Genomic DNA, 11,634 nt, shown 5'->3' with positions numbered 1-11,634 from the left:
TATAAAACACATTTGTACATCTGAAGGATACACATTTTGTTGTTAACTCTATTTTATAAACAAACAAAAAAGAATCCCCTTTCTCATAGGAGATTCCCTTTCAACATTTTTCTTTGAGAATAAATTATATCGAAAAACGTTTTACAGCTATTTGCAAAACTTTTGATACTTTGCGCAATTCTTTAATATAATTATTGAATTGTTCCTGTGCTGCCAATTGGTCTGCTGTTAGTGTAGCAACATGCTTAGTAGACATGGTATTCGTATCCGATAAAGCTGTTAACATAACAGCATCCTCACTTACTGTCTTTGTGTGATTGGCAATCTCTTGAACAGTGGCAGTTACTTCCATCATATAAGGCTTAATAGTATGTACTTTTTCTAAAATTTGATCGAAGCTTGACGCAGTTTGCCCTGTTACAGCAACACCTTTTTCAGTTGCCACCAACACGCCCTCCATCATTTGTACGGCATAGCTCGAATCTAAATGGATATTCTGGACAATGGATGTAATCGTTTGTGTTGATTGGACCGTTTGTTCTGCTAACTTGCGTACCTCATTAGCAACAACCGCGAATCCCTTTCCATGTTCTCCTGCTCTAGCAGCTTCGATAGATGCATTTAACGCTAATAAGTTGGTTTGTGCTGTTATTTTTTCAATGACCTCAATCATTTGATCAATCGATGATGCACGCTCAACCAAATTAAAGATCGCTGTATTGGATTTTTCAACAGCCTCCTTAATAGCCTTCATTTGTGCTAAATTAGCCTGTACAATTTCTGTTCCGCTTTCTGCATCTCGTGCTGTATGATGTGCGAAGCTTTCCACGACCTGCACTTTCTCTAAGATGACCTGTACATCATGTAAAACTTCCTCTAAGGAAGCCGTATTGGAAGCTAATTTGCTTGTAGAAGCTGCCGTTGAATCAGCAATAGATTGTACATCCTTTGCAATTTTTAACGTTGTTGTTGATGATTGCTCTGAGGATTCTTGTAATTTACCTGTCATTTCCTCTACTTCATAAGCACTATCCGTTACAGTATGGAGTAAACGCTTCACCTCAGTAGTCATTTGATTGTACGACAATACTACCTCACCAAGCTCATCATGGGCCACATAACTAGCATTTGCAGTGAAATCTCCTTGCTCTGCTCGTTTTAATAATGACTTTAATTGGCGCGTTGGCACATTGACTGATTGGGTTGCAATAAATCCGATCAGAATGACAAGCATCACAACCGTTAAACATACACCCCCTAGTAACCAATATCCAAATTGCACATCTTTCTGATAAGATTTTTGTCGATCTTTAGCTCTTTCAACTAAATAATTTTGTGTTTCTTCTAATAATGTATGACTTTCTTGACTTATGGGTAGAAAAGTCTGCGAATAAAACTGCTCTAGCTCTCCTTGGTTCAATTGCTTATAGTCCTCAATCAAATTTTCCTGCTCCTTGAACAAAGCTTTATATTTTTTGATCTGATGACTCATTTTTTTATCGATTTCCTGGCTATCTAGTTGCTCAATAGGCATAGTCATGTCTTTTAAAACGACAGTCATTTCTTGATAATCACCCTTAGCATCTACTATAAAGTCTAGTTGACGCTGTGATTCTTCAAGCTCATTTAGCAAACTAATTGGGACAAGTCCCTGTGTGTAACTCTCACTTGCATGCCACGACATCTTCCTCAAATAATCTACACTAAACACACCTAGCAATACATTCGATAATACACAAACAATCATGAGTACAAGTAACTTGTCCTTCACCTTTATGAAACGAAAAAAATGCATGATCCTTGGCTCCTTCTCCAACTCTTACCAATAATAATAGTATGAGGATATAAAGCCAGTGTTATGTTTTTGTAAAGATTACGCGAAGAATTAAGAGTTTTTGCCCACTCGATAGTTCTATATAAGTAATTTAATATACTTTTTATTTCATACTATTGATCCTAATTAACACCAATTCACTTCCTGAAACCTTCCATGCATTCCCAACGTTTATAGTATATAGAGAATGGAGGTATTACATTTGTCGCAACTCAAGAGATTGGACGTTAGTTTAATAGTAAGTCTTCTTCTGCTAGGTGGTATTAGCTGCCTTTTTGTCCATTCTAGTAGTGTCAACTTCGCTCAATATTCTAGTTCCTTCATTATTAAGCAATTTATATTTTACTTTATTGGTTTTTTTATCATGTTTGGAATTTCCCTACTTGATATTGAACAATTAAAAAGGATTGGCTGGCCATTTTATGGATTGATAGTACTATTAACGGCTGGACTAATCATTGCACCAGAGAGTATAGCTAGGACCATCAATCAAGCTAAATCTTGGTATCAAATACCGTTTTTAGGCTCTCTCCAGCCATCAGAATTTTTAAAGTTCGCCTTTTTAATTGTTGTGAGTAAGGTCATTATTGCACATCAAGAGAAAAATGTACGCCCCTCTTATCTAGCCGATCTATGGCTACTCATAAAAATCGGGCTTATTGTCCTTCCTCCTACCCTTCTTGTTTATAAACAACCCGATACAGGAATGGTAATGTTGTATATGGCAATGATCTTACCAATGATCTTCTTTTCAGGTATTCAAAAAAAGCTTCTTGTCATTTTTACTGCCATCCCATTAGTGATAATTAGTACTATCTTAGTGCTCTATGTCAGATTTAACGAATTTTTTACAGAGAAAATTTTAGGTTCCTTGTCAGGACACCAAGTTTCTAGGATTTATGGATGGCTTCAGCCCTATGAATATACAGATTCATCTTTTCAAGTTCGCCAAGGCTTTTTAGCCATCGGATCTGGGGAATTAGCAGGCAAGGGTTATCTCAACAACAATGTCTATGTACCTGAAAAGCACACCGATTTTATATTTTCTGCCATAGCGGAGGAGTTGGGTTTTATGGGTGGAGCCTTTGTGATTGCCCTACTATTTTTCGTTATTTACCGTATTGTTCTTATTACAGTAGAAGCGAAGGACCCCTTTATGACTTTAATGGGCGCAGGGATTTCCAGCTTACTAGCCTTCCAAATTACTCAAAATATTGGTATGACGATTGGTCTCCTGCCTGTCACAGGTGTAACCTTACCATTTTTAAGTTATGGTGGTAGTTCATTGTTATCGAATTTCATGCTTATGGGAATTGTCATGATTATTCATAAATCTTATAAGGGTTATATGTTTAAGGTAGAGGATTAGGAGATGGAAACTTATGAATATTACATTAAAAAAGCGAATTCTTTTATTATTGCTAATAACAGGCGTAATTCTATCTGTATTGATTATCCGTCTCGCCTTTGTCATGCTTTAAAATACAAAAGCTGTCTCTTAAACTTAACTTAAGAGACAGCAATTATTTACAGCTGATTTATACTATCCACAACAACCTCAAGTATGCGTTCCAGATCTTCTTTTGAAATATTAAGTGGTGGAGATAATGTTAAAACATTATTAAACCCTGCAACGGTTGCCCCATTTTTCCCAATGATGACCCCTTGCTCTTTACATTTCGCAATGACAGTATTCACCTTTTCCACCGGTAAAGGATCTTTCGAGACTTTATCTACAACTAATTCAATCCCAATCAATAAGCCTTTTCCTCGCACATCTCCAACATTTGAATGATGCTGCAATTCTTGTTGTAAAGATTGTAATGTGGCAGCGCCCACTTCTTTGGATCGCTCGAACAATGCTTCTTGTTCAAGAATTTCAATATTCTTCAATGCTACTGCACATGCCACTGGGGAGCCGCCAAATGTATTCACATGGCGGAAATAGCCGTATGCATCAGAACCTGTAAACGCCTCATAAATTTCGCGTTTTACCGCAGTAGCAGATAGTGGTAAGTAGGCACTTGTAATTCCTTTAGCCATCGTAATAATATCTGGCTTTACTCCATAATTCATAAATCCAAAAGGCTTCCCTGTACGACCGAAGCCACAAATAACTTCATCGACAATCATTAAAGCACCGTGTTTTTTACATACTGCCTCAATGCCTTTTAAATAGTTTTCCGGTGGCATAATAACACCGCCACCTGTAATAATGGGCTCTAAGATCATGGCGGCAATGGTATCGCCTAGCTCCCATGTCATCGTTTTGTCTACAGCCTTTACACTCGCTAAATCTAACGGGGCAATAGTATCACTTTCATACTCGCGATATTGATCAGGTGGTGCAACATGGATAAACCCAGGTGATAGTGGCTCATATTTATATTTGCGCTCCGCCTGCCCTGTTGCCGCTAATGCACCGAATGAGTTCCCATGATAAGCACGGTAGCGAGAGACAATTTTATAGCGAGAGCTTTGTCCCTTTTGCTGGTGGTATTGTCGAGCTATTTTAAAAGCTGTTTCATTCGCCTCTGAACCGCTATTAGAGAAGAAAATTACGTAATCTCCACCAAGCATGTCATTTAGCTTTTCGGCTAGTTCGACTGCTGGCAAATGCCCCTGGGATAAGGGAGCATACGCATTTTTCATCATTTGCTCATGTGCAGCATCGGCTAATTCTTTACGTCCATAGCCAACATTGACACACCATAGCCCAGCCATCGCATCAATATATTCCACACCATCTGTATCAATAATTCTGGCACCATCAGATTTCTCCACTACATATGTGGCTTGTGGATTGTACGGTTTCATTGAATGCCATACATATTGCTCATCCTTTGTTAATACATCACTTTTAAGATTTGTCTGCGTCATAGCCAAACACCCCTCCTTATTATTTTCACTGCATTAGCTTTTCGCGTCGTTATTGCTTGGGAATGCAAAGGAACTTGTTGTATCCTCAGTTTCATCTGGCCAGCGTTCAGAAATGGTTTTTGCTTTTGTAAAGAATCTCGCTTGATCTGGTCCAAACATATGCCCCTCACCAAATTTAGAGCGTTTCCATCCCCCAAAGTTGTGATAGCCAACAGGAATTGGTATTGGTACATTAACCCCTACCATGCCAACTTCTATTTCTTCTTGGAATCTACGTGCTGCTGCTCCACTGCTTGTAAACATGGTTACACCATTACCAAGTTCATGGTCATTTATGAGATCAATCGCTTCTTGTAATGTATCTACACCTACTACAATACGCGCTGGTCCAAAAACCTCTTCTTTAAAGATCGTCATTTCTGGTGTCACATTGTTCAGTAGTGTTGGACCAAGATAAAAACCATTAGACGTTTCGCATACTTTTGGATGTCTACCGTCGATGACAAGATTTGCTCCTTCAGTGACTGCCCCATCGATATAACGTATAATTGTTTCCTTCGATTGTTTAGTAATGACTGGGCCAAAGTCGACATCTTGCTCTGTATATGGCCCTACCTTAAGTTGAGATATTTTATGTTTCAATATTTCTGTAAAACGTTGTTCCGTATCCTTACCTACAACAAGTGCACCTGAAATAGCCATACAGCGCTGAGAGGCTGCACCATATGCGGCTCCTAAAAAGGCATTGGCTGTTTGTTCTAAGTTGGCATCTGGCATAACAATCATGAAATTCTTTCCACCGCCAAATGCTGCAACTCGTTTATTGTGTTTTGTTCCAGTTTGATAGATATATTCAGCAACAGGCGTTGACCCAACAAATGAAATTGCTTGAATCTCTTTGTTTTCTAATAGTTCATCGACTGCCTCTTTATCTCCATTAACCACTGTCCAAATACCATCTGGAAGTCCTGCCTCTTTCCATAATTGGCTTAAATATAAGGCAGAAATAGGAACGCGCTCAGACGGCTTTAATATAACGGCATTCCCTACAGCAACTGCCATACTTGTAATAGCAAGTGGTACCATAACAGGGAAATTAAATGGTGCAATGGTTGCTACTACGCCGAGTGGCGATTTGGCAGAAAAAGCATTAATATTTCCACCTACATTGACGGAATACTCCCCTTTTAGCATTTGGGGTGCACTGATTGCCATATCAACTGATTCAATACCACGAACAATCTCACCTTTTGCATCTTCCCTTGTTTTACCACTTTCCTGACAAATCATATTGATTAGCTTATCCTGTCTTTCTACTAACAATTGACGGAAACGATGTAGCACTTCTACTCGTTTACCTATTGATGTCTTTTTCCATGCTGGGAAGGCCTCTTTTGCAAGCTGAATAGCATGCTTTACTTCATCTTTTGAAGCAAGAGGTACTCTTGCAATGACCTCACCTGTGGATGGGTTATACACTTCTGTGAATCGACCACTTGTACCGGCTACCTCTTCACCTTTAATAAAATGTGTTAGCGTTTTCATTTCTTGCTGAACTGTCATAATGAGACCACTCCTTCATCGTATTATTGTTCAAAATCAAACTCTTCCTTGCTGAAAATAGAGCTTGATTCATCGGCTTGTTTAACTGTCTTTTTCTTTTGCGTAAGCATATAGAAAATCATCACAACTGCAACGACAACACATGTGAATAAAATTTGCGAGCGCATAGACTCTATAAAGAACATCGCAATTAATAAAGCTGTTGTTGCTAGTATTGTGAAATACGTTAAATAAGGGAATAACCACATTTTCACCTTTAATAGCTCCGGGTTTTCCTGTTCAATCTTCCGTCGCATTTTTAATTGTGAAAAGGCAATGATTAAATAAAGAATGAGCGTTATAGCACTACAAGAACTTAGTAAAAACATAAAAACTTTATCTGGAGAAACATAATTCATAATAACTGCAATATAAGAGAAAAATGTTGCTGCTAAAATGGCATTTACAGGAGCACCTTTTTTATTTAATTTTAAAAATGCTTTTGGGGCCTCCCCTTTCTCCGCTAGAGAAAATACCATTCGTGAAGTTGCATAAAGCGCTGAATTTAAGCATGATAACACAGCTGTTAAAACAACAAAATTCATGATTTGTGCGGCAGCAGGAATCCCAATATAATCGAGAACCGCTACATAAGGACTTGTTAAAATATCTGAAGAATGCCAAGGTAAAAGTGTCACAACAACCGCTATAGAGCCGACATAGAAAATTAAAATACGCCAAGTAATGGAATTGGTTGCTTTCGTTACGGCCGCTAAAGGTTCATCTGATTCCCCAGCAGCGATAGCCACGATCTCTGTTCCCATGAAAGAAAAAATGACGATAACAACACCCATTAACACAGCACCAAAACCATTTGGTAAAAAACCACCTTGCCCTACTAAATTGGTCATGCCTACTGCATTAAAGTTTGGTGCAATGCCAAAAATAATAAATGCTCCAAGACCGAGGAACACTACTATACTTGCAACCTTAATAAGAGAGAACCAATACTCAAATTCACCAAAGGCTTTGACAGAAACAACATTTGTTAAAGTAAGTGCTACGGTTAACAACAGACTTAATAGCCATAAAGGAATCCCATCATACCAATACTGAATAATTGCTGCCGCTGCTGTTGCCTCTAATGCAATGGCAATAACCCAGAAAAACCAGTACAGCCAACCAATCATAAAGCCTGCCCATGGACCAATGGCTTCATGTGCATAGTGTGCAAACGACCCACTCGTTGGATTGACAGCCGCCATCTCACCCAGCATACGCATAACTAACACAACGATAATTCCTGCGAATATATACGATAAAATTGCCCCAGGACCAGCTAAATTAATAACCGAGCCACTTCCCATAAATAGTCCTGCACCGATTACTCCGGCAATAGCAATCATCGTCATATGCCGCTTTTTTAACCCTCTTTGTAAATGCGTTTGTTGCTCCATATCTGTCACCTCTTTTATTAGATTACTTGATCGCTTACAAAAATCTTACATGTTTCATAACGTTGAAGTAATAGACAAACTGTAAAATTCTATACATATGTTTTAAACATAATGTAAAATAGACTAAATATTCTTAAAATAAAATAATTGCTATTTTATAAGAAAATACACAACATTAAACAGAATTTATAGAAAATCATTTTAATTTAATCATGTCAAAAGGAGGAGCTAAATTGAGTCCATTTCAACTAAAAGTACTAGATGTTTTGGAAAATAAATATTTTCAAAAGGCAGAGGTTGTAGCAGGTTACGAGGGATTATCAAGGATTGTCAAATGGGTACATGTTCTTGAAATCGTGCAAGTTGATGATTTTTTGGTCGGTGAAGAACTAGTATTAACAACAGGAATTAGTCTACAGCATAGCATTGAGGATTTTGCGGCATTTGTAGAAGCCCTTATTCAAAAAAAATGTGCCGCTCTCTGTATTGAGTATGGCTCCTATATTCAAACAGTTCCTGAAGCAATCATAGCACTTGCTAACTATCATCAGTTTCCCATTATTGTTTTTCATGAGGCAGTTCCTTTTGTTCGCATTACACAGGATTTACATAGCCAAATTATCAATAAGCAATATTTACTCATTTCTTCGCTAGAATCTTACTCACAGGCATTGAACAAAAATGCAGTCTTAGGACAGAACACAGACGATATTTTGCAAAATATGTATAACGAATTAAAGACACAAATCATGTTTGCTATTAAAGAGCGAGAGCCTATCTTTTATCCTAATATGGGACACAAAAAACGGCAGCAATTAGAAACATTGCACAAATCTGCACCACAATTTAAACATGAGCCTATTTTCATCTTTGATGAACATTATGCAGACCTAACACTCTATCGAGAAGATGGGCTATTCTCAGAATTTGAATTATTAATATTAGATCGTACAGCAACGGCATTAGCGCAACTATTAATGCGGGAATTCTATATCGAGGAAAAGAAGAATATAGAGGATGCAACCATTTTAGCAGATTGGATTGATCAAAAACTTTCTAAGGAGGAAATCTTTAAATTTATTGATACACATTACTCAAGCTATCAACAATCTAGTGGAACTGTTTTTATTTTAGCCTCTCCCCATACATTGCCGAAAGCACAGGAAGATATCGTCTATAGTAAACTCTATTATCGAAATCTCTTTGAACAGCATGGCTTCATCCCATTTTTATTTGAAAGAAAGAGCTATGTTATTTTTATTTTACTTCATACAAAAGACAGCAAAGCAACTCGTGACATATTAAATAACATCTTTTCTACACTTCCTAAAACTGATTTTTATAAGAAGCAACAGACACAAGGCTTTCAAGTAGCCGTTGGGAGAGTCATTTGTAACGTAGAGGAAATTCCGAAAAGCTATCAAACAGCCATAGAAACCTTATATATTTGCCGTAAAGTACAAACTTCCTCCTTTTTTTATGATGATCTGCATTTATATCATTTAATTTATAAGCTACAAATGCAGGTGAATTTACAGGAAGTAATTTACGACTATCTTCAGCCAGTGATTGAGTACGATAAAAAATATAATAGTAAGCTACTCGAAACATTACAGGTGTATTTACAAACAAATGGCTCCAAACAACAAACAGCCAATCAGTTGTTTATTGTTCGTCAAACCCTCTATCACCGATTAAAAAAGCTTGAAGGTTTATTAGGTAAAAATTTTATGAAAGGACATAACCGCATCACACTTGAGTTTATGCTATTGGCAAATTCATTAATTGAGGATAAGGTCTAAAAAAGTAGGCACGCTCAGCAGGTTGTCTTCCCTTTTGAGCGTGCCTCTTCACTACCCTTTCACAACAACATCCTGATATAGTCCAGGTCTACGATCGTCATAAACTGGGATTCTTCCGCGTACTTCATCGACAATAGAAAAGTCTACATCAATGACCGCTACTTCTTCATCTTCAGCACCAATCCAAAGTACTTCACCCCAAGGCTGAATAATCATAGATTGCCCATTAAAGTTTTCTACCTTTTTTGAAATACGATTAACTGCGATGACAAAACATTGGTTCTCAATCGCACGAGCCTGTAGTAGCGTTTTCCAATGATCAATCCTTGGTGTCGGCCACTGTGCTGGTACAAATAATACCTTTGCTCCTTGTAAGGCGTGGGCACGTAACCATTCAGGGAAACGAATATCATAGCAAATGACACCAGCAGCCTCAATATCTCCTAAAGCAAAACGATTCATTTCATCCCCTGCTTCTAAATAAAGATGCTCGTCCATTAAACGGAAAAGATGGGCCTTACTATATTCCCCTACAAGCTCTCCATGGCAATCAAATGTATACATCGTATTATAAAATTTATCGCCTTTTTTTATTGATACGGAACCACCTACAATATGTACACCAAGTTCCTTCGCTAAGTGTGCCAAAAAGGCTTTCGTTCGCTCACCATTGACATCTGCTAAGTCAGGCAATTTCTCTAGTGCATAGCCTGTATTCCACATTTCAGGTAGCACAATGATTTCTGCACCTTGTTCTGCCGCTTCTCGAATCTTGTTTTCTGCTCGTGCAAAATTTTCTTCTACTTTGCCAAAGCCAACGTTTAATTGAATACAACCTATTTTCATATCTATTCCTCCTCTAGACAATTAACAGAAAAAGTAATACTATTTGCTTCATATTCTTCATTAATAATTATTATATTCTGAAAAAGGTGATCATGCATGGAATTCTCTAAAAAACTACAGCAACTACCTCCCCAATTTTTTGCGGCACTCGTCCAAAAAGTAAACAGTGCCCTAGAGGAGGGACGTGATGTCATCAATCTCGGGCAAGGTAATCCCGACCAACCGACGCCACCTCACATCATTCAAGCTTTACAGGAAGCAGCAGACAATCCTCAAAATCACAAATATTCGCCGTTTCGTGGTATCGCCGAATTACGCCAGGCAGCTGCCAATTTTTACAAACGGGAATATAATGTTGATATAAATCCCGACACGGAGGTAGCAATTCTTGGCGGAACAAAAATAGGTCTTGTTGAGCTACCTCTAGCCGTATTAAACCCTGGTGATACCATGCTATTACCGGACCCAGGCTATCCAGACTACTTATCAGGTGTAGTATTAGGTGATGTAAATTTTGAGGTTATGCCACTTTTTGCTGAAAATAATTTCTTACCTGATTATCATGCATTACCTAATGAAGTGAAAGAAAAAGCCAAGCTACTTTATTTAAATTACCCGAATAACCCTACAGGTGGTACAGCAACACTGGCATTTTTCGAAGAGACTGTTCGCTTTGCCAAGGAACATAATATTATCGTATCACATGATTTTGCTTATGGGGCAATAGGATTTGATGGCAATAAACCTATTAGCTTCCTACAGGCAGAGGGTGCAAAAGACATTGGTATTGAAATGTATACACTATCGAAAACCTTTAATATGGCTGGCTGGCGTATAGGCTTCGCCGTTGGTAACGCCGATATTATTGCGGCTATTAATCTCGTTCAAGATCATTTGTTTTGTAGTCAATTCCCTGCAATTCAGCAAGCAGCAGCAGTGGCACTAACAGCCTCTCAAGAATGTGCAGATGAACTAAGGGCTACTTATGAACGTCGTCGAAATGTATTAATTGAAGAAGCTCAAAGAATTGGCTGGCAAGTTACGGCTCCGAAGGGCTCCTTTTTTGCTTGGCTTCCTGTACCTGTAGGCTACACTAGTGAACAATTTGCTGATTTATTGCTAGAAAAAGCTGATATTGCAGTAGCCGCAGGCAATGGCTTCGGTCAATATGGCGAAGGGTATATACGTGTTGGCTTACTTGTCAGCGAGGAACGCTTACGTGAAGCCATTCACAGAATTGAACAATTACAATTATTTACCGCTTAATACTACT

8 protein-coding genes are annotated in these 11,634 nt (G+C 38.1%); 3 read left to right on the top strand and 5 right to left on the bottom strand.

All coding sequences use genetic code 11. The features are described 5' to 3' along the window. Positions 1-124: 124 nt before the first annotated feature. Positions 125-1,795 carry a HAMP domain-containing methyl-accepting chemotaxis protein gene (locus OU989_RS02175; RefSeq protein ID WP_274795482.1) on the bottom strand — a complete coding sequence of 557 codons (1,671 nt, stop codon included), beginning with the start codon at positions 1,793-1,795 and terminating at the stop codon, positions 125-127. A 241-nt stretch (positions 1,796-2,036) separates the two neighbouring features. Between OU989_RS02175 and OU989_RS02170 the strand changes: the two genes are divergently transcribed. After that, the gene (locus OU989_RS02170) at positions 2,037-3,203 is read left to right on the top strand and encodes an FtsW/RodA/SpoVE family cell cycle protein (protein WP_274795481.1); all 1,167 of its coding nucleotides are present in this window, start codon (positions 2,037-2,039) and stop codon (positions 3,201-3,203) included. Positions 3,204-3,361: 158 nt separating this feature from the next. On the opposite strand, the gene OU989_RS02165 is transcribed toward OU989_RS02170, so the two are convergent. Genes OU989_RS02165 through OU989_RS02155 form a run of 3 tightly spaced genes read right to left on the bottom strand, consistent with a single transcriptional unit; the run spans position 3,362 to position 7,713 of the window. Further along, on the bottom strand, positions 3,362-4,714 hold the full coding sequence (locus OU989_RS02165) for an aspartate aminotransferase family protein (protein ID WP_274795480.1): 1,353 nt from the start codon (positions 4,712-4,714) through the stop codon (positions 3,362-3,364). 33 nt (positions 4,715-4,747) lie between these two features. Continuing rightward, positions 4,748-6,277: a CoA-acylating methylmalonate-semialdehyde dehydrogenase gene (locus OU989_RS02160; RefSeq protein ID WP_274795479.1), complete on the bottom strand. Its 1,530-nt coding sequence runs from the start codon at positions 6,275-6,277 to the stop codon at positions 4,748-4,750. A gap of 23 nt (positions 6,278-6,300) precedes the next feature. Beyond that, positions 6,301-7,713, bottom strand: a complete 1,413-nt coding sequence (locus tag OU989_RS02155) for an amino acid permease (RefSeq protein WP_274795478.1) — start codon at positions 7,711-7,713, stop codon at positions 6,301-6,303. Positions 7,714-7,946: 233 nt separating this feature from the next. Here OU989_RS02155 and OU989_RS02150 point away from each other — a divergent pair, with 233 nt between their 5' ends. Further along, positions 7,947-9,515: a PucR family transcriptional regulator gene (locus tag OU989_RS02150; RefSeq protein WP_274795477.1), complete on the top strand. Its 1,569-nt coding sequence runs from the start codon at positions 7,947-7,949 to the stop codon at positions 9,513-9,515. Positions 9,516-9,566: 51 nt separating this feature from the next. On the opposite strand, the gene OU989_RS02145 is transcribed toward OU989_RS02150, so the two are convergent. Next, positions 9,567-10,361 (bottom strand): carbon-nitrogen family hydrolase, encoded by a 795-nt coding sequence (locus OU989_RS02145; RefSeq protein ID WP_274795475.1) that lies wholly within the window; start codon positions 10,359-10,361, stop codon positions 9,567-9,569. 96 nt (positions 10,362-10,457) lie between these two features. Between OU989_RS02145 and OU989_RS02140 the strand changes: the two genes are divergently transcribed. After that, positions 10,458-11,627, top strand: a complete 1,170-nt coding sequence (locus OU989_RS02140; protein ID WP_274795474.1) for a pyridoxal phosphate-dependent aminotransferase — start codon at positions 10,458-10,460, stop codon at positions 11,625-11,627. Positions 11,628-11,634: the final 7 nt, after the last annotated feature.

The sequence above is a fragment of the Lysinibacillus irui genome (assembly GCF_028877475.1).
Classification (GTDB): domain Bacteria; phylum Bacillota; class Bacilli; order Bacillales_A; family Planococcaceae; genus Lysinibacillus; species Lysinibacillus irui.
Note: the sequence above shows the minus strand (reverse complement) of the source record. Positions and strands in the feature narration are given on the sequence as shown.

Bases quoted from the DNA above. Each gene is read 5' to 3' on its own strand.
- OU989_RS02175 (WP_274795482.1), bottom strand. From the start codon at position 1,795: ATGCATTTTTTTCGTTTCATAAAGGTGAAGGACAAGTTACTTGTACTC.
- OU989_RS02165 (WP_274795480.1), bottom strand. From the start codon at position 4,714: ATGACGCAGACAAATCTTAAAAGTGATGTATTAACAAAGGATGAGCAA.
- OU989_RS02160 (WP_274795479.1), bottom strand. From the start codon at position 6,277: ATGACAGTTCAGCAAGAAATGAAAACGCTAACACATTTTATTAAAGGT.
- OU989_RS02155 (WP_274795478.1), bottom strand. From the start codon at position 7,713: ATGGAGCAACAAACGCATTTACAAAGAGGGTTAAAAAAGCGGCATATG.
- OU989_RS02145 (WP_274795475.1), bottom strand. From the start codon at position 10,361: ATGAAAATAGGTTGTATTCAATTAAACGTTGGCTTTGGCAAAGTAGAA.
- OU989_RS02140 (WP_274795474.1), top strand. From the start codon at position 10,458: ATGGAATTCTCTAAAAAACTACAGCAACTACCTCCCCAATTTTTTGCG.